Source organism: Reichenbachiella faecimaris, assembly GCF_900176375.1.
In the GTDB taxonomy this organism is placed as follows: Bacteria; Bacteroidota; Bacteroidia; order Cytophagales; family Cyclobacteriaceae; genus Reichenbachiella; species Reichenbachiella faecimaris.
This window is the reverse complement of the sequence record NZ_FWYF01000003.1, coordinates 616,080-635,669: the sequence shown is the minus strand read 5'-3', so window position 1 is coordinate 635,669 and position 19,590 is coordinate 616,080. Positions and strand designations below refer to the sequence as shown.

14 protein-coding genes are annotated in these 19,590 nt (G+C 39.5%); 5 read left to right on the top strand and 9 right to left on the bottom strand.

Annotated elements, in window-relative coordinates; all coding sequences use genetic code 11:
- Window positions 1-5: 5 nt before the first annotated feature.
- A complete protein-coding gene (locus B9A58_RS15475) occupies window positions 6-527 on the bottom strand; it encodes a DUF7935 family protein (RefSeq protein ID WP_084373776.1) in 522 nt (173 codons plus the stop codon).
- A gap of 68 nt (window positions 528-595) precedes the next feature.
- On the opposite strand from B9A58_RS15475, the gene B9A58_RS15470 reads away from it, so the two are divergent.
- The 5 genes from B9A58_RS15470 (at window position 596) to B9A58_RS15450 (ending at window position 7,254) form a co-directional block, all read left to right on the top strand.
- Entirely contained in the window at window positions 596-892 is a 297-nt protein-coding gene (locus B9A58_RS15470) for a HesB/IscA family protein (RefSeq protein ID WP_084373775.1), read from the top strand.
- 303 nt (window positions 893-1,195) lie between these two features.
- Entirely contained in the window at window positions 1,196-3,526 is a 2,331-nt protein-coding gene (locus B9A58_RS15465) for a TonB-dependent receptor (RefSeq protein WP_176214804.1), read from the top strand.
- 10 nt (window positions 3,527-3,536) lie between these two features.
- Window positions 3,537-4,652 carry a DUF4249 domain-containing protein gene (locus tag B9A58_RS15460; RefSeq protein ID WP_084373773.1) on the top strand — a complete coding sequence of 372 codons (1,116 nt, stop codon included), beginning with the start codon at window positions 3,537-3,539 and terminating at the stop codon, window positions 4,650-4,652.
- The gene (locus B9A58_RS15455; protein ID WP_084373772.1) at window positions 4,653-5,744 is read left to right on the top strand and encodes a DUF4249 domain-containing protein; all 1,092 of its coding nucleotides are present in this window, start codon (window positions 4,653-4,655) and stop codon (window positions 5,742-5,744) included. It begins immediately after the preceding gene.
- A gap of 217 nt (window positions 5,745-5,961) precedes the next feature.
- A complete protein-coding gene (locus tag B9A58_RS15450) occupies window positions 5,962-7,254 on the top strand; it encodes a dienelactone hydrolase family protein (protein WP_176214803.1) in 1,293 nt (430 codons plus the stop codon).
- A 280-nt stretch (window positions 7,255-7,534) separates the two neighbouring features.
- On the opposite strand, the gene B9A58_RS15445 is transcribed toward B9A58_RS15450, so the two are convergent.
- The 8 genes from B9A58_RS15445 to lepA all read right to left on the bottom strand — a co-directional run bounded on the left by B9A58_RS15445 (window position 7,535) and on the right by lepA (window position 19,460).
- Window positions 7,535-8,380: a DUF4397 domain-containing protein gene (locus tag B9A58_RS15445; protein ID WP_084373770.1), complete on the bottom strand. Its 846-nt coding sequence runs from the start codon at window positions 8,378-8,380 to the stop codon at window positions 7,535-7,537.
- 18 nt (window positions 8,381-8,398) lie between these two features.
- On the bottom strand, window positions 8,399-9,121 hold the full coding sequence (locus tag B9A58_RS15440) for an immunoglobulin-like domain-containing protein (protein WP_084373769.1): 723 nt from the start codon (window positions 9,119-9,121) through the stop codon (window positions 8,399-8,401).
- A 29-nt stretch (window positions 9,122-9,150) separates the two neighbouring features.
- A complete protein-coding gene (locus tag B9A58_RS15435; protein ID WP_084373768.1) occupies window positions 9,151-10,644 on the bottom strand; it encodes a SusD/RagB family nutrient-binding outer membrane lipoprotein in 1,494 nt (497 codons plus the stop codon).
- Between the two features lie 12 nt (window positions 10,645-10,656).
- Window positions 10,657-13,854, bottom strand: coding sequence for a SusC/RagA family TonB-linked outer membrane protein (locus tag B9A58_RS15430; protein ID WP_084373767.1), 3,198 nt, complete (start codon window positions 13,852-13,854; stop codon window positions 10,657-10,659).
- 170 nt (window positions 13,855-14,024) lie between these two features.
- Window positions 14,025-15,953, bottom strand: a complete 1,929-nt coding sequence (locus tag B9A58_RS15425; protein WP_084373766.1) for an OmpA family protein — start codon at window positions 15,951-15,953, stop codon at window positions 14,025-14,027.
- Between the two features lie 107 nt (window positions 15,954-16,060).
- Complete coding sequence (locus tag B9A58_RS15420) at window positions 16,061-16,642, bottom strand: 7-carboxy-7-deazaguanine synthase QueE (protein WP_084373765.1); 582 nt, start codon at window positions 16,640-16,642, stop codon at window positions 16,061-16,063.
- A gap of 41 nt (window positions 16,643-16,683) precedes the next feature.
- Window positions 16,684-17,556, bottom strand: coding sequence for a bifunctional 5,10-methylenetetrahydrofolate dehydrogenase/5,10-methenyltetrahydrofolate cyclohydrolase (locus B9A58_RS15415; protein ID WP_084373764.1), 873 nt, complete (start codon window positions 17,554-17,556; stop codon window positions 16,684-16,686).
- Window positions 17,557-17,672: 116 nt separating this feature from the next.
- On the bottom strand, window positions 17,673-19,460 hold the full coding sequence (gene lepA / locus B9A58_RS15410) for a translation elongation factor 4 (protein ID WP_084373763.1): 1,788 nt from the start codon (window positions 19,458-19,460) through the stop codon (window positions 17,673-17,675).
- Window positions 19,461-19,590: the final 130 nt, after the last annotated feature.

Here is a 19,590-nt window from a genome sequence, read left to right as displayed (position 1 = left end):
TCACTTTAAAACACTTGCTGGATTTCATTTTTAACGAATGACAAAGCCACATCAGTGCCCAACTCTTGTTTTTCTATCACCTTCTCAAATACTTTTCGAGCCAAGTCAATGCTCATGGCCTCCTGTTCCAACTCTCCTGATGCTTCATTCACTAGCATAATTATTTCTTCCATGGCATTTTTAACCAGATTCCAGGATTCTTCTGACATATATACTTGCTGTGACAAGTTGTGTCCAAACTCTTCCCTGATTTCATGCAAGAGCACTTGCTGAAATTCGCCAGCAGTCATTTCTCCAATGTTCAGCCGGACAATTAAATTTTTGGGTGCTATGCGTTCTAAGAATAGGCATATTCGCTCATAAGCCTGCAAACGAACGGGTAAGACAGTATCATTATTTTTTATCTTAATATCAATGAGTCTTTTCTCATATTCTTTGTTTAAAAACATACGAGTAGTCAAAAACATAGCATATAAAACAGCTCCTGCTGGTAAGATGATTTTTCCAAAATCTGTTAGTGCCTCCAAGGTTGAAATTTTAAATTGTGTAATTCAAAAATAAGTATTTTTGCCATAGAAAAACGGAAGAGAGAAAAATGAGTCTGGAGCCTGTCAGCATTACCCCTAAAGCGATTGAAGAAGTGAGAAATATCATGACCAACAAAGGTATTCCAGAGGATTATGCCTTGCGCATTGGCATTAAAGGTGGCGGCTGCGGAGCGATGGGCTATATGCTTGGATTCGACAAACCCAAAGATTCCGACATTTCTTACCTACATGATGAAGTACCCATTGTCATAGAAAAAAAACATGTCATGTATCTCATGGGACTTGAAGTGGATTTCTTAGAAGAATCCGACGAACGTGGCTTTTGTTTTAATAAGGGAGAATAGCGACCAAGATTCATTCCTTATGCAAGGATAGGCCTTATCAAAGAAGGGCATCAACAATCCAAAAACCTTTCCCCATTACTCCAAAAGAGCAATTTGTATCTTTGCCGACATTCTTATGAATAGTCTTATAAAATAGATTTTAAACGTGGCGTTATCCTCTAATTTCGTTTCTGCTAACCTCTACATAAACGGTTGTTGGCAGACTCAAAGTATAATAACATTATCCTTTCTAATTAGATGTACGAAACTCTTACTCATCGAAAGCTTAGATGCCTATTTGTGCTATTATTTAGCCTTTCATCATTGACCTATTCCCCCCTTTTTTCTCAATCTTATAAAGCAAAACTAGCCGGGAGAGTTACAAGCAATTGGACTGGAGAAGGCCTAGTTGGTGTGAATGTCTATATTCCAAGTTTAAAAAAAGGAACAATCACTGATGCCAATGGCAACTACGAAATAACTATCCCACTCGGAACATTTGTAATAGAATATAGCAGGGTTGGACTCGGAAAACAAGAAGCCAAAATAGACTTCTTGAAGGATCGAACACTCAATTTGGAAATGTCAGAAAAGACGCTTGAATTAGATGAGTTTGTAATTTACAGTGAGAAGGCAGACGCCAATGTCAAAAGTTTGGATGTTGGTAAAAATTCTTTAAGCATTGAAAAAATAAACTCCTTGCCTTCTTTCATGGGAGAGCCTGATGTCATAAAAAGTTTGATGCTTTTGCCTGGCGTATCAACAGTAGGCGAAGGGTCAAGTGGGTTTAATGTAAGAGGTGGTGGGATTGATCAAAATCTTGTCCTACAGGACGGAGGACTTTTATTCAATTCGTCTCATGTGTTCGGGTTTTTCTCATCCTTTAATCCTCTTGTTGTGAAAAACGCTACACTCTATAAAAGCGGCATACCGTCCAGCTATGGTGGACGACTGTCATCACTTTTAGATGTAGAGCTTAGAGATGGCAGCTACAGGAAATACAATGTCTCTGGTGGTGTAGGTTTGGTGTCAAGCAAGCTGGCTTTAGATGGTCCCATTATCAAGGACAAAATTTCAGTCCTACTAGGAGGCCGTGTGTTCTATACAGACTGGCTACTGAAGCGTGTGAATAATATTGATGTAAAAAACAGTTCAGCCTCCTTTCAAGATTTTAATGCTAAGGTATCCTATCTGGTTAATGACAATTGTCAAATCAGCTATTCAGGATACCTCAGTGGAGATGGATTCAGCTTTGCTTCAGATACCACTTTTAGCTGGCAAACTGCAAATCATGTCCTTAAATGGAATCAAATGTTTTCTGAGAAAATATCTTTGAATACAACTGCACTAATCGGCAAATACTCTTATCAAATAGAAAATGAAAGCACTGTCAATGATTTTAGAATTGAATCAGAAATTGAATATAAAAGCCTAAAATCTAGTCTTGTTTATAAGTTAGGTGAATCAAATACGCTAAACTTTGGATTCGAAACCCTGCTCTATGATTTCTCACCAGGAGAAAGAAAGCCTCTTTCCACAAGCTCACCTGTAGAAGCAAAATCCATAGAAAAAGAAAGATCGTTGGAATCATCCATTTTCTTGGAAGACCAAATCAAAATCAATAACAAACTATCGATCAGACCTGGAATAAGATTTTCCAGATTTGACAATTTTGGCGCTGGCAGCGATTTCATTTATGGAGTGGGTGACTCAAAAAATAATGCGAACATTATTGATACTGTCTATTACGACAAAGGGGAAACTATTGCATCCTATCAAGGTTTTGAGCCTAGGGTGGTTTTGAATTACACGATTGACGACTTCAACTCTATAAAAATGAGTTATAACCGCACTCGACAATACCTACACCTGATTTCAAATACAGCAGCAGCTACACCTACCGACTTTTGGAAAACGAGCAATAAATACATCAAACCGGAAATAGGTGATCAGTACTCAATTGGGTTCTTCAGAAACTGGAGCAACAATGCTATTGAGTCTTCAGTAGAGCTTTATCGAAAGAAGGCAGACAATATTTTAGACTACAAGGATGGTGCTGTTTTATTGATGAATGAAAATATTGAAAGTGAATTGATACCTGGCAGTTCAGAAGCTTATGGTGTAGAAATCTTTGTAAATAAAAAAATTGGACTAACTACAGGCTGGATCAGTTACACCTATTCCAGAACTTACCGGACAGTCAGTGGTGAATATGATGATGAAAAAATCAACCTCGGAAATCGATACCCTGCCAATTATGACAAGCCTCATGATATCACCATGGCCATCAATCATAAATTTAGTCCTATAGTAGAGGTTGGTACGAATTTTACGTATAGTACAGGGAGGCCCCTCACGGTTCCGTTATCAGCTTACAACGTAGCCAACCTAACAGGCGTGGCGAATTTCTCATTGAGAAATCAAGACAGAATCCCAGATTATTATCGACTGGACGTATCAATGACCATCAAAAGCAAGCCTAGAATAAATCGTAAGTGGGATTACAGTTGGACTTTTTCCATTTATAATCTACTCGGACGACGAAATGCGTATTCAGTATTTTTTATTAACAAGCTAGGTGTCCCTCCCAAGGCTTATAAACTATCAGTATTAGGGCACGCCTTTCCTTCTCTTACATTCAATTTCAATTTTTAATAACCTCTGCATGAGATATTTAACAGGCATAATTTCAATTGTATCGTGCTTCCTGATAAGCTGTGTGGATGAAATCGATATTCCTTTATCAAGTGAGGCTATTCTTACCATAGAAGGCTCAATAACTGATGAGACAAAAAATCATAAAATTCAGTTGTCACATTCCTATTCCTTTAATGACAACCCTACATTCGCTCCCATAGACCCATTGGTGTTTGGTGCTCAGGTTGAAATTTCAGACAATGAAGGAAATGTAACTGCCTTGTTTGAAGGAAAAAATGGAGCTTACTATACCCCAGCTGCATTTGCAGGTGAAATAGGTAAAATTTACACCTTGAGAGTCACTTTAAAGACAGGTGAGGTTTATTTCTCAAAACCCGAAAGAATTTTACCAGTTGGAGCGACAATAGAAGAAGTCTGTTTTGAAAACACGGTCAAACAAGTTAGTACCGCCGAATCAACTACTGAAGAAAAAGAAGTTCAATTTACGGCCAAATTCAATGATAATGGAGAAACTAATGACTACTACCGTTGGGGCTACACAGGAGTCTATGAAGTGGAAGCACCTCTAGCAGATACCTCTCCGCCTTGTGATGCAGAAACACAAGCACAACCTGCTGGTAAATGTGGGCCATGTAATATCCCAACTAAAAGATGCTGGGCCAGTGAATTCGATAATGAATTTTTAAAGGTTGAAAGTGATGAACTGTTTAATGGAAAAACAGTAGATAATTATGTAATTTATTCTACATCTGCGAATCGTCAATTCAACTTTTACTATGCTGCACATATTGAAATGTATTCCTTGACTAAAGCAGCATTCGATTATTATGATGCGCTTAGCACCCAACTAACCAATAATGGGACAGTTTTTGAAACACCGAATTTTCAAATCAGAGGGAATGTCTATTCTGAGGAGGATCCTGAACAGTTGGTCTTAGGGTACTTTAGTGCATCTGCCAAAACAACAACAATGTTGCTTGTAGATGGAAATGAAATACCAGATGTGGAATTTCAATCTGGCCCTATAAATTGTAGTCCAAACGCTTCAGGATGCATACCTGCTACTTGTATAGATTGTCGGTCTTGGCCAGCAATTAATGTAAAACCAAGCTACTGGCCCTAGATGAAAAAGAGTTGGCACGTCTTAATTTTGAGCTTAATCCACGTTGAATGTGTGGATGAAATCAAAGTGCCCCTATCTTCTGAAACTGCATTGGTCATTCATGGATGGATAACTAACGAACCCAAAACCCATCAAGTACAAATTGCTCTCTCTTATCCATTCGATGAAAACCCCCTATTTAAGACAATAGACCCAATTGTCCAAAAAGCTCAAGTTGATATATCAGATGATGAAAGTAATATCGTACAATTGATAGAGGGAAAAAATGGCAATTATTATACACCAAATAACTTTGCTGGCATAATTGGTAGAGTTTACACTTTACACGTAGTCCTTAATGATGGAAGAGAATATTACTCCAGACCAGAAAAACTGCTGCCAAATGGTGCAACAATAGATAATGTTTGTTTTGAAAACACCTATAGTGAATCCTTATCATCAAACAATGGTTCAATCGTAAAATCCCCTGAAGTAAGTTTCAGTATCACTTTTACAGATAATTCGGAAACAAAAGATTATTATCGCTGGGGGTACAAAGGTGTTTATGAGGTTTTCGCTCCCTACGCTGAGATTATTAAAGTACCTGATGACTGCGACCCTACTTGTGGGATATGTCCAGATGAGACCATAAAGACTTGCTGGGCCACAGCTTTTGATCTGGAGTTTCTCAAACTTGATGATGATTTGCTTTTTAACGGTAGAACGGTTGAGGATTACTTCATCTATTCTACTCCAGCTGACAGGCGATTCAATATTGGCTACGCCGCCAATATAGAACAGTTCTCTTTGACAAAAACTGCCTTCGAATATTGGAGCTCAATCCAATCACAAAATGAAAATACGGGCACTGTATTCGAAAGCCCTAATTTTCAAATCAGAGGCAATATTGTTTCTAACGAAAATCCTGACGAAACAGTATTAGGGTATTTCGGAGCATCTGCCATGACTAACGCGAGGGTAATATTAGAAGACGTAGATGTTCCTGGGAATTTAGGCCCTATCAATTGTGAGCGGTCGTGTATTCCTTTAGAATGTATTGATTGCAGATATTGGCCTGCCACAAATATAAAGCCCGATTATTGGCCAAATTAAGAAATGGCGTGTCAGCTAGGTTACAATCATTCAATTTATCCCTATGTCAGATAAGTGATAAAAAGTCGATTGATGTTCATTAGCTATGAAAGCACAACAATTCAAAAGACTAGGTACCTTAATCATTTTATGTCAGGTATGCCTGCTGATTTTCACATTTGTAGCCACATGCAAACCAAAAAAAGAAAATCCGACTGAAATAACCCCAGGATCGATCATGGATTCTATTTACTGCAAAAATGATAAGGAGCAATATTATGCAGTTTATATCCCATCTTCTTATGATGATTCCGAATCATGGCCAATCATATATTTTTTTGAGCCTGCAGCCAGGGCCAAGCTTCCATTGAGGCTTTACAAAGACCTTGCAGAAAAATATGGATTACTATTGGCCTGTTCTTACAACTCTAGGAATGGTCCGATAGTTATCAACGAAAAAGCCTATCAAAATATGTCAGAGGATGTCAACATCAGGCTCAAACTTGATGCGAAAAGGCAATTCACCAGTGGATTTTCTGGAGGTGGCAGATTTTCACAGTTAGTTGCTCAAAACGATTCCAGTATCACTGGAGTAATAGCTGTAGCAGGCCCTAGGGGTGATGGTGCATTATTTGATGCACAAACTTATGCGACTCCATACGTTGGAATAGTAGGCAACCAAGACATGAATTATTTAGAGCACACGAGGTTTCAACAAACGCTTGATGAACTGGGAGTCAAGAATGAATTAATTATCTACCATGCGGCACATCAATGGCCACCAAAAGAAATATATGATCAAGCTATCCAATGGCATTTAGGGCTTCTGGAGTATAATATTAAAAAGAATCAATCCACGAAATTGAATTCTTATATGAATCTTAGGACTCAATATTTAGATACCACTCAAGCGATGTCTAACGTAGAAAAACAGAAAAGTTATCAGGCCATTTTGAAGAATTTCAAGGACATCAACAATTCAATTATAAATGAGAAAATCTTAGCTATAGAATCAGAAAAAAAACTCGACAAAGCCATCAAGCAAGAAGAAAAAATATTGCAAAACGAGGAAGAAGAACAAATTGCATTGGTAAAAGCTTTAAACGAATTCAGATCCTACTTTTTTAGACCAGGTTTTGACCCTGACTCCGGGCAATATTCTTTGCGATGGTGGAAAAGTGAAATAGGTCAAATAAGCAATAAAGTGAGCCTAGACAACTCAAAAGGACTTTCGGCGGCTCGACTGATCGATTTCTTAAGAGGTCAAGTACATAATCAAGTGCAAGGAGCTAAGGCCTTTAATAATGTGGAATTGATTCTATCCATGCACGAACTCAATTTATATCTCTATCCAAATTCAATTTGGTTTTTGTGGAATCAGGCCATATACTGTGCACAGTACAATCAAAAGGACAAGGCCATTTCTTATCTCAAGAAGGCCAAGAAAATTAACGATGAATTGTTACTTAAAATTCAGCAATATCCTATGTTCAATGGTCTTCGCGACCAGTACACTTATCTATATGAGTAGGTAACGCTCACTATTTGGCAATGATTTTAAATAATAACAGCGCTAACAAAACCATGAGCGCTATGTTTTTTTTGAGAGCCTAACAACAAAGAAATCTCATTTTCAAAAATGGCAGCGTTCATTTTTTTAGTATTTCACGGTTCGAGGTTTCTCATCTAATACTCAACACCTTCAATTCCAGATAAGCAATCAGAAGCACTTCCATATGATTGGTTATCAAAAATATACACAAAAAAGGCTCGCTGATCAGCGAGCCTTTCATTCATATTAAAATCAATTATTAATGTTGAAGAACTGTATATTTATTTGGTTCTGGTGTCACAGTTGGGCTATCACCATAGCCCTCATTACCAGAAAATACAATGGTATAAACGCCACCAGAAGCAACATTTACTGAACCTGTAAAGTAAGAAGCTCCATCTCCATCAAGCGTTTCAATACTCAATGAACCAGCCGAAACTTCGACAAAATCTGTTAAAGCACCTCCAAATGGCCCCCAAATAGCGGTTCCTAAGTTTGTAGTTCCAAGCATAAAAGTAGTTACACAACTGTTATTCCAACATTCACCACCTGCAGCATTAACGAACCTTATTTTGGCATTACCCCCTGTAGGAGCAGTCAAGTCATCCTCTACCAGCTGAACTGCTGGGTAGTCATGACTCAAACCACCAAAATCAAAGTATATAGCAGTATAAGAAGCCCCATCCTTCAGCTGTCCCTGCAAAGGCACATTGTGATCAGCAGGAAGCATAGCCGAGGCCGTATTAGACGCAAAAATGGTATGATACGAAGTCACTGAGTTAGTAAGGTACGTTGGTGACTGATCACCATGTACAGCTCTAAACATACTTCCCTGAGGAAAATCATGTTCTACAGTAAGAATATCTCCTAACTGCATATTCTGTCCATGTTTCGTCTCATCCACCCATAAGTCTACTCCATTAATTGGAAATCCCTGAGCCTCAAGTTCATCCGCAGATGTTATTGCGTTGATTAAGTTCACAGTAGCTGTACCTAATTTAGGCGTAAACTCTACATCTCGATCATCCCCATCATCTATCTCACATGAAGTGATCAAGAACAAGGCGCAAATAATAGCTAAATTATATTTATATATCGTTTTCATATTAATTGTCCTTTTAAATTATTGTTGAACTGCAACCACGTCCCAAACCGAATTGGCAAAGTTACCTTCACCTGACCAGGTTATGGTTTTGGTAGCTGCATTTACCGTCATGCTAGTGATAGTAAAATTGATTCCGAAGCCTGCAAAAAAACCAGAAGTGAATGTATAATCACCTGGTGCATTAACTGTGATGGTACTTCCAGCACCTAGATAAAGATTATCCGCCGTACCAAATGCACGTCCATCCGCATAGAAATGGCCAATATTACAAGAAATACCAAAAGTATTTCCTCCTTCTGGCCAAATCATCACTTGCATGCCGCTATAGCTTTCACCACCTATTCTGGTAGTTGTTGCTGTGTACATTCCAGAAAGATCAGTCACCATATCACCAGCAATTGGCGGTACGATAACTGTACGTGCAGCGGTACCAACAAAACCATCTGCATTTGTTGCAGTATAATTCACATAGTACACATCAGGATCAGACCCTACCTCAGATCCTGAATACCCTCTGTATCTAGACGTTACAGATGTTTCTAGCGGAAGTACTGCATCACCTTGAAAAGCATCTACACCTGGTTCCACATAAGTCTCTCCTGGAGCCAATGTAACTGTATTCTCCCCCGTAAATACAATGGTAGGGTATGTAATCAGCTCACCGGTTGGCATATCTTCAGCACAACTCGAAAGAAGCACTACTGGAAGAATAGCCAATAATATATATTTCAAATTTTTCATTTTTATTCATTTAAGATTAAAAGTTCACCTTACATGTCCCACCATACTGGCGTTGACAATGAAACCACATCAGGAGTATTTTCATTCAAAGTAGCTTCTGTCAAAGTAGGAGGAAATCTCAACGCAAACTCTCCTGCTGGCAATAGACTTGCTGGACTTGGATCAATATACACTTGACCAGCTACTGGAGTAGCAGGTGTTGTCGAAGGATAACCTGTTCTTTTCCACTCATTCCACATTTCAAGTGGCTGACGGATTAATGCTATCCACTTCGCTGTCATAATCGCCTCTAATTGCGCATCGAACGTTCCACCTGTTGGATATGGTGCTTCTGCCGCTATCCATGCGTCAGCTCCAGAAAGACCAGCACTTGCAAATGAATCCCTGATGCCCTGCTCATAAAATTCCTGAGCAGTACCCGTGGTAATCCATCCTCTCAATGCTGCCTCAGCTTGCAAAAAGCTTGACTCAGTAGCAGTGAAATAAGGAAAAGCTGAACCTGTCCCAATCATATAATCCCCTCTGGCAGAGTAATAGCTCAAACCTGCATCCGGGCCAGTCACATTTGGACCATTCGCCTGATCAATAAATTGATGAGGAATAACAGCAGGTGCTGGATCATCAGTAGTATCTATTGGCCGTCTAAAATAAACGTCTATTCTTGGGTCATTTGTATTTAACATATGATTACCAATAGTCCCACTAGCTGCATTAAAAGACTGAGTGCCAATATCTGCCAATTCTGCAGGATGTCTATTTGAAGGATTTGATTGATCAAATGCCATCAAAGCATCTGAGCTTAAAAATGCCTCTCCATCCAAGGATTCAACACCAGATTGAGCCACACTTGTGCGCGCTTCAGTCTGTCTTAAATAGATTTTGAGCTTCAATGTATTCGCAAATTCCACCCAGCGATTCATGTTACCTCCGAAGATAATATCACCGGTAACAGCTTCAATAGAAAGTGGGTCAATAGCATCTATAGCTGCATCTATCTTGATAATTAAATCATCGTAAATATCCTGACCATCATCATAAACTGGATTAGGAAATTCATCGATTTTATTTGCCTGTGCATAAGGAACCTGATCAAACATGTCTACCAACGAATGAAAGGTGTAGGCTTTTACCAATTCAGCGATAGCTGCGACATTAGTCTGATCCCTTACCAATCCTTCTTCTGATGTGTAAACCAAATCCTGAATAGGACCCGAATACAATCCATTAAAATCTCTCTGATAAGCATTATCCCCTGGCAATACCTGATACTGATCTTGAGCTGTCACGCCTGCCACATTTCCAGCCTGAGTAACGTACTGCACCCAATAACTTGCTGCCAAGCCATAGGCATCCGTATGAAAATATGCTATATCAATGATCCCAGAAGTCAAAGTAAAATTAGGATCCGGATCTACGACCTGTGTAGGGTCATTATTTATATCCAAATAATCATCGCATGCACCTAAGGCCATTAAACCAAAAGTGGCCAAAACGATCATTAGCTTATTTATATATTTCTTCATCTTATTAAAAATTTAAAGTGTAGCTCTCAAAGAAAAACCGTACGATCTTGTAGATGGAATTGGAGCGTATTCAAACCCTGGTACACTTGATGCATTACCAATACCAAATCCTAGCGCTTGCTCAGGATCTGCATATACGTTTTCGCTAGGTGTCCACAAGAATAAATTACTACCTATAGCAGCGACGTTAAGCGATCTGATTGGTGTATTTTCAAACCAACGAGTAGGAAGATCATAGCTCAAAGAAAGCTCTCTCAACTTGATATAACTTGCATCAAGCAAATAGTCTTCAATTGTTCTGTTGTTCCAGTACTGGTTCGCATCAGTAACAAAATTCGTAGTGTTTGGAGAATAAGTACCATCACCATTATCCAAAACAGATCCTGGTACAATCCATGGATGTCTCATGTTATAAGTGGTAGAATGAGATTTTCCTGGAGTTTCAAACTGTGCGAAAGTTGCAGAATAGAAACTACCCCCGCTTTGACCCTGGAAGTTCATAGATAATCTAAGTCCTTTGTAACCAAAAGTATTACTTATCCCAGCTGTAAAATCAGGCTGAATTGATCTACCATCAGACACGTTACCATCATTATCAAACTGAGGACGTCCGTTAGCATCTACAATCAAATTACCATTTGGATCTCTTTGATAAGTTGTATATTCAAACAAGCCGAAAGGTTCTCCTGGAATTGCAACAATATTCATAGCAGCGCCCCCTGAAGTAATACCACCAAGGTTTACTTTATCCAAACCTGGAGCGATCTCCTCTACTATGTTCTTGTTTTTAGTATAGTTCATACTCACTGTCCAGGTAAATTCTCCCTCCACAGGTACAGCAGTTAATACCATTTCAACACCTTTATTTCTGATCGACCCTGCGTTCAAAATTCTAGTAGTAAATCCAGTAGTATTTGGAACAGCAACTGGCTGGATTTGATCTTCAGACAATTGATCATAATAAGCTACATCAAAGCTGATTCTCTCATTTAGGATTCCCATCTCTGCACCTATTTCAAAACCTTTAGTAGTTTCTGGCTTCAGAGTAGGATTCCCTACAGTATTACTAGCTCGAGCTCCTACAAATCCAGTATATGGATATGCTGCAGATCGTTGTGAGTTAATGTTTGGATCTAGACCAACTATGAAGGTTGAACTTGTGTTATAAGGCTGTGCATCATTACCCACTTGAGAGTAAGCACCTCTTAATTTCAATGAATTAATTGGCCCTAAATCAATGAGTTCAGAGACAATCACGTTAGCGGCAGTAGACCAGTAGAAAAATGAGTTAGCATCTACAGGTAAAGTAGAAGACCAGTCATTTCTAGCAGTAAACTCTAAGTGGTAAGTATTTTTGAACCCTAAGGAAGCTTGTCCATAAGCACCAACCAACCTTCTTTGCGCAAAGCCTTGTGCAACAATTGGAGGTGCACTCGCATTATTCAAACTTCTAAAACCAGCAATACCTAAAGCAGGTTGCTGTGCCGTAGTAGTTTCGGCTCTATTGTCTCTCACATTCAATCCAGCAAGAACAGTTAAGCTCAAATCTTCAGTCAAATTCTTATTGAATGTGGTAATCGCATCCAAATTGAACTGTGAAGTTTTACTGTTGGCCACTCTTATAGTACCGGGTCTGTTGATGTTATTAGGTGCACCTGCAAACTCAATAGGTCTCCATTGCTCTAATTCTCTATCACTCAAATCAGCTCCAGCTCTTATTGTGAAATTCAGAACATCAAATGGCTGATAGCCCAATTCTACAAATCCATTCACACGATTCCAATCTGTTAAATCTTCACGCGTAGCAGCTGCTCTAAATGGGTTTGAATTAAATGGCGTAAAATATCCAGCAATGTCATAAAATGGATTGTTGAAATCTTTCGCTTCTTCAGTATTCAAATCCGAAGAGGTTCTTAACAAGTTTGCATAAAAACCAGCATCAGAGTTACCACCAAATCCTTGTGGGCTACCATCCTGATATGTTTTGGTATACTCAACTGACCCTTTGATAGAAATATTATTTTTCATCTTAGAACCACCAGTCAACTTCAAATTGTGTCTTTTAAGTCCTGTGTAAGGCACAATACCTTTTTGATCCAAGAAAGAATAAGACGCAAAGAAATTTGTCATATCATTGCCACCAGAAAAAGTAATTGTGTTTTTGAAGGCACTTCCTAAATCAAATGCATTTCTCATTGATTGAGGAGTCGCCACATAAGGCTTCCACAATTGCTGATCACCCACCACTTGAGAATATGGTCTAGATACACCATCATAAGGCTCACCCCAAGTCTCTTGGTCATTGTTGTAGAATACATTTTCACCCAACTGGCCTAAACCAAATACGGTTTGTACTTTTGGTATCCTTAACGGTGATTCCATCATATATGATGAAGAGAAAGTCACTTGTGATCTTCCTTGTGAAGCAGCGCCTTTACCACTTTTGGTCGTAATAATAATGGCACCATTACCTGCAGCAGAACCATAAAGTGCAGCCGCCGAAATTCCTTTCAAAACACTTACACTTTCAATGTTCTCAGGCTCCAAGGTAGAAATACCATTACCTGCATCCGTAACTTCAGAAAAGGCTCCAGCATCTCCTAATGAGGTTTGTCCATCAAAAGTACCCATCTGACCATTGTTCATCGGAATACCATCGATAATAATAAGTGGCTGACCATCACCATTACCAAGCGTAGAAATACCCCTTAGCAGAATCTTTTGCGAAGAACCTGGAGCTCCAGACGCTGTCTGGATTTGCGCACCTGGCACTTTACCCTGTAATGAGTTCAATAGAGTTGTACTTTTGGTCTTTGTCAACTCTTCATTATTGACAGCAGTTACTGAATAACTCAGTGTTTTAGCACTTCTCTCAATACCCACAGCAGTAACAACCACTTCTGTCAGCTGCTGAGCATCTGGAAGCATAGTAATGTCAATTACACTTCGTTGTCCTATTTCAACCTCTTGTGCGGCCATACCAACAAAGGAATAAACCAGCGTTCCACCTTCACTTGGAATCGATAATTTGTAATTACCATCCAAATCGGTAGTTGTTCCTGTGACCGTTCCTTTTAATACAACAGTCACGCCCGGTAAGGTAGATCCATCCTCCTCGGAGATGACTTTACCAGACACGGTACGATCTTGCGCCCACGACTCACCAATGAGCGCAGACAGCAACATGATACTTAGTAGTAGTTTTCTCATATTGTCTTAGTTTTTAATGATAAAATATGTTTAACTGGCCTTTAAAAAGGTCAGGTCATTTTTACCCTTACGGTACTAAGACAAAAAAATCAAAAGGTTATTTAGCGGACATTTGCTTTAAAAAAAGTAATAATAGGGTGTAAGGGTCTTCTTGTAGATTTTAATTTCTATTAATTCGAAATTTCCGAAATTTTAAACTCAATTCTCCTATTCATGGACTGGTTTTCCAAATTATCATTGGGGGCTACTGGATGAGCATGACCATAGCCTACATAAGAAATCTGCTCAGCTCTGATACGTTTGAAAAGCAAGAAATCATAGACAGATTTGGCTCTTTTAGTAGACAATTCAAGGTTGTATGCGGCAGTTCCTACGTTGTCAGTATGCCCTGAAATTTCAACCTTTACATTGGGGTTTTGTTTCAAAAAATCATACACTTCTTTGAGCTCAGACATAGAAGATCGTTGCAGTGTATACTCGTTGAAGTCGAAAAAGATGTTACCAAGCACAGTGGTCGCTCCTATCTTCACAGGCTCTAGTTTTATATCCAATAAATTAGAATCAAAGACTTTGATCTCATCAAAAGAAAAAGAAAAATCCTGAAATAGATAGCCTTTGGATGACACATAGAGGCCATACTGGTTTTTTTCAGATAGCACAACAGTATATTCTCCTGACTCTTTGTCAGAGCTCAATTCAGAATAAAATTTTTCATTATCAAGCTTATACAACTTTATTTCGGCACTCAGAGGAGATCCAGTTTCCGCATCAGTCACAGTGCCTTTGAGATAGGAGCTTTTACTCGACACCTGAAAGCTATCAGGTAGGTCAAAACTGTACAATTTGCTCTCGAAACTTCCCCTGTCCTTTTTTTCTATCGTGTAGTATCCTTTCTCTCCATCAGACGATATATACAATGAGACCTGGTCATGCGCGTCGTTAAGAGGGTAACCTAAATTGACAGGTTCAGACCAGAGCGAGTCAGTCTTTTCACTCATATAAATATCCAGTCCCCCAAGACCAATATTTCCATTTGAGGAATAGTAAATTGACTCCCCATTCGCATGAATAAAGGGTGAAATTTCGTCTTTATTTGTATTAATTTTTTTTCCAATATTTACGGCTTCCCCCCACTTTCCTTTCTTGTTTTTGGTCGATGACCAAATATCCTTTCGCCCAAATCCTCCTTGCCTATTCGAAACAAAATAAACCGTGCTTCCATCTGCTGACAAAGAAGGCTGTGCTTCCCAGGCTGCCGAATTGATCATATTACCCATGTTCTCAGGCTCAGACCAGTTGTTTCCCTCCTTGTAAGACACATAGATATCACAACTCCCGTATCCTCTTCTCCCATCACATGAGGTAAAAACCAACATTCGTCCGTCAGCCGACAATGAAGCTGCTCCTTCATTATAAACTGAATTGATGTTTTCAGAAATAGACTGAGGCACAGACCAGCCTCCGTCAGCTTGTCTATCGCTAAAGAATATATCCTCATCGTGCTGAACTGAGAGTCCTTCCCTCCTCGTAAAGTATATCTTTTGCTGATCTACCGAAAGAACTGGAAAGTATTGCAAGGCAAACGAATTGGCATGATCTGGCAGTACTTGAATGTTGTAGTCAAATGGAGTCTCCATGGCCATCAGTGCAAACTGACAATTGTCGACCATTACCTCTGCCTGTTTGCGTTTTTGTATCTCAGTATTATCACGAGAAAGGTAATGGCCCAAATATGACTTGGCTTCCTCATAGTTTGCCTGCTTGAAGTAAATCTCACCTATCAAAAAATAGGCATAAATAGATTTGGAATAATCTGGGTCTATTTCCAATGCTTTATGCAAGGCAACTAATGTTTCATCAAGCCTCCCCAGGCGATAATTGGCACTACCTATAGCCAACCACACTTCTATAAAATTAGGATCCTTGTCCAAAGCATCCTGAAGGGGTTCAAACGCTTCCCTAAATTGCGCTCGCTTCAAAAATTGACGAGCCTCTTCGTAGTATTTTTCAGCTCTCTTGTCAGTAGTGTGATACTTCGTGTATTGGCCAAATACAGGGAAGAAGGCAAAGAATAATAAGGAGGTAATGGCAATTCTCATAAGACTTCGTCTTAATAGTTATTAAGTTATAGGTTACTAGTTATTAGGCCCATTATTATGATTCTCTTCATGATTAATGGTACATTAACTAAACACTAACGAAGATATTATGGAATATTGAGGTATTTGTGCGTTTGTAATGAAATATTCCATTGTGGGTGTGCTTTGGCATAGTCAATGATCTTTTCAGTCATCTGATCTGCTTTGCCCCATTCTGGCTGGAGATAAAGCATGCATTTTTCTTCTACATTAGCTGCATGTTCTTCTGCAAATTTAAAATCTGATTTGTTGAAAACAATAGCTTTCAATTCATGTGCTTGAGAGTAGACGGACTTATGAGGTGCTTTGAATTTCTTAGGAGAAAAACATACCCAGTCCCAAGTCCCCGTCATAGGATAAGCACCAGAAGTTTCAATATGCAATTGATACCCTTCAGATTTAAGTTTTTCTGTTAGCTCCTTCAAATCATACATCAAAGGCTCTCCACCAGTGATGATCAAAGTCTTGCACGGGTATTGACTCAGTTCCACCAGGATTTCATCAATAGTGAAAAAAGGATGATCCTCTTCGTTCCAGGATTCTTTCACGTCGCACCAAACGCAGCCCACATCACACCCTCCTAATCGCACAAAAACTGCTGGTTTACCCGAATGAAAACCTTCTCCCTGAATGGAGTAAAAAATCTCCATAATGGGTAGCTTTTCTGATATTTTGGGAACGAAAGCCAAACTTAAAGCAAATTCTTTTTTGCCGCCTGTAGCGTATTAATCATCAAAGATGCAATAGTCATTGGGCCAACGCCACCAGGCACTGGCGTAATGTAGCTTGCTATGGGCTCTACGTTGGCGTAATCCACATCTCCTGATAATCTAAAACCAGTCTTCTTGGTAGCATCCTCTACTCGCGTAGTTCCAACATCAATTACAACTGCTCCTTTTTGTACCATATCCTTGGTGATCAATCCGGGAAGACCAACTGCAGACACAAGAATATCTGCTTGTCGGGTGTGGTTCGCCAAGTCCTTTGTGTATTTATTGCAAAGCGTCACTGTAGCATTACCTTCTTTAGAAAGCATCAAGGCTAATGGAGCACCTACCAAACGGCTCGCCCCCACTATCACACAATTTTTGCCTTCTGTTTCAATTTCGTATCTTTTCAATAGCTCCATGACGCCAAATGGAGTAGCTGGCATAAGTTTCGCGTGGTCAGAAGTTATACTTCCAAAATTTTCGTTTACGAACCCATCCACATCCTTTTCAGATGAGATACTTTCCGTTACTTTATCCACAGAAATATGAGGAGGCAACGGCAACTGAACAATAAATCCATCAATATCCTCATCCGTATTGAGATTGTGCACGTGTTTCAAAAGCTTCTCTTCAGAGATGCTTTCAGCAAACTGCATCAAGGTATATTCGAACCCCACTGCTGCGCAAGCCTTCACCTTTCCTCCTACGTACGTATGACTGGCACCATCATCTCCCACAATAATAATAGCCAAGTGAGGCGCCCGTTTGCCTTTGCTTTTTAGCTCGTCTACCTGCGCTTTGATTTCTGATTTAATATCTGTAGATATCTTCTTACCGTCGATTATAGTAGCCATTTTTTCTTGTTTTTTTCTAGAATATTGGGTTAACGCTAGAATTCAATATCAAAAATCAAATCCCAAGCTCCAAATAAGAATTTGGAATTTGCGATTTTGAAATTGGTTATTGGACTTTAGTCCAACTTCAATACAGCCATAAACGCATCCTGAGGAATCTCTACATTACCCACCTGACGCATACGTTTCTTACCTTTTTTCTGCTTGTCTAGCAATTTACGCTTTCGCGAAATATCACCACCATAGCACTTGGCCAATACGTTCTTACGCATGGCTTTCACGGATTCTCTTGCGATAATCTTCGTCCCTATTGAAGCCTGAACAGCAATCTCAAACATCTGACGAGGCAATAGTTCTTTTAACTTCTCGCAAAGTCTCTTGCCCCAATCGTAAGCCTTATCTCTATGGACGACAGCAGACAAAGCATCCACAGGCTCTCCATTGAGCATAATATCCAACTTTACCATTTTAGATTGGCGCAGACCAATCAATTCATAATCCAATGAAGCATACCCTCTGGAGATCGTCTTGAGTTTATCAAAGAAGTCAAAGACAATCTCGGATAATGGCAACTCGAAAGTCAACTCCACTCTATCAGAGGTCAGATATACTTGATTCTTAATCTCTCCACGCTTGTCAATACAAAGTGAAATGATCGGACCAACGAAATCAGCCTTACTGATAATCTGTGCTCTGATAAATGGCTCTTCGATATGACTGACTCTTGTTGGGTCAGGCATTTCTGAAGGTGCGTTGATCGCTTTTTCCGTACCATCTGACATGACCGCCTTGAACTGTACAGACGGTACAGTCGTAATCACAGTCATGTCAAACTCACGCTCTAGTCTCTCCTGAATAATCTCCATGTGCAACATGCCTAGAAATCCACATCTGAATCCAAAACCAAGTGCTGCAGAGGTTTCAGGCTCCCAAACGAGAGAAGCGTCGTTAAGCTGAAGTTTTTCCATGGAGGCACGAAGTTCTTCATAGTCCGTAGTCTCTACTGGGTAGATACCAGCAAATACCATGGGCTTCACATCTTCGAAGCCTTTGATCATTTCCTGAGTAGGGCGATCTACATGTGTGATCGTATCTCCTACTTTTACTTCTTTCGCTACTTTGATTCCAGAAATCAGGTAGCCTACATTTCCAGCCGAAATTTCCTTTTGTGGCTTTTGTTCCAAGCCTAAGATACCGATCTCATCTGCATCATAAGTTTTGCCTGTTGCCACAAATTTTACTTTGTCACCTTTTTTAACAGAGCCATTAAACACCCTAAAAATAACTTCAATGCCTCTGAATGAGTTGAAAACTGAATCAAAGATCATCGCTTGTAGTGGTTCTTCTACTTTTCCTTTTGGGGCAGGTACTCTATGCACGATAGCCGCCAAGATATCATCTACACCCACCCCAGTTTTTCCACTGGCGTGAATAATGTCTTCTCGTTCACAACCAATCAAATCAATGATCTGATCTGCCACTTCATCTGGCATTGCCCCTGGAAGGTCAATTTTGTTTAAGACAGGAATAATCTCCAAATCGTGCTCCAATGCCAAATAAAGATTAGAAATAGTCTGTGCTTCGATACCTTGAGAAGCGTCTACGATCAACAAAGCTCCTTCACAGGCGGCAATGGATCTTGAGACTTCGTATGAAAAATCTACATGACCTGGAGTGTCTATCAAGTTGAGGGTGTAATCCTTATCTTCAAACTTATAGGCCATTTGGATGGCGTGGCTCTTGATAGTAATGCCTCGCTCGCGCTCCAGATCCATGTCGTCGAGCAATTGTGCTTGCATATCTCGGCCAGTCACAGTGCCAGTTTGCTGTAATAAACGATCCGCCAAGGTGCTCTTGCCGTGATCAATGTGTGCAATGATGCAGAAATTTCTTATGTTCTCCATTTTTTCAAAAAAGAATGCAAAAATAGATAAAGTTTGGTTCAGATTTGCATTCTAATTCAAAGATGAATTGGCGTTTTTTATGTCATTTCGACTAGAGGGAGAAATCTCATCAGCTATTAGTAGAAGAATA

Excerpts from the sequence above, each read along its gene's own strand:
- B9A58_RS15470 (WP_084373775.1), top strand. The coding sequence starts at position 596 with ATGAGTCTGGAGCCTGTCAGCATTACCCCTAAAGCGATTGAAGAAGTG.
- B9A58_RS15460 (WP_084373773.1), top strand. The coding sequence starts at position 3,537 with ATGAGATATTTAACAGGCATAATTTCAATTGTATCGTGCTTCCTGATA.
- B9A58_RS15455 (WP_084373772.1), top strand. The coding sequence starts at position 4,653 with ATGAAAAAGAGTTGGCACGTCTTAATTTTGAGCTTAATCCACGTTGAA.
- B9A58_RS15450 (WP_176214803.1), top strand. The coding sequence starts at position 5,962 with ATGGATTCTATTTACTGCAAAAATGATAAGGAGCAATATTATGCAGTT.
- B9A58_RS15445 (WP_084373770.1), bottom strand. The coding sequence starts at position 8,380 with ATGAAAACGATATATAAATATAATTTAGCTATTATTTGCGCCTTGTTC.
- B9A58_RS15440 (WP_084373769.1), bottom strand. The coding sequence starts at position 9,121 with ATGAAAAATTTGAAATATATATTATTGGCTATTCTTCCAGTAGTGCTT.
- B9A58_RS15435 (WP_084373768.1), bottom strand. The coding sequence starts at position 10,644 with ATGAAGAAATATATAAATAAGCTAATGATCGTTTTGGCCACTTTTGGT.
- B9A58_RS15430 (WP_084373767.1), bottom strand. The coding sequence starts at position 13,854 with ATGAGAAAACTACTACTAAGTATCATGTTGCTGTCTGCGCTCATTGGT.
- B9A58_RS15425 (WP_084373766.1), bottom strand. The coding sequence starts at position 15,953 with ATGAGAATTGCCATTACCTCCTTATTATTCTTTGCCTTCTTCCCTGTA.
- B9A58_RS15420 (WP_084373765.1), bottom strand. The coding sequence starts at position 16,642 with ATGGAGATTTTTTACTCCATTCAGGGAGAAGGTTTTCATTCGGGTAAA.
- B9A58_RS15415 (WP_084373764.1), bottom strand. The coding sequence starts at position 17,556 with ATGGCTACTATAATCGACGGTAAGAAGATATCTACAGATATTAAATCA.
- lepA (WP_084373763.1), bottom strand. The coding sequence starts at position 19,460 with ATGGAGAACATAAGAAATTTCTGCATCATTGCACACATTGATCACGGC.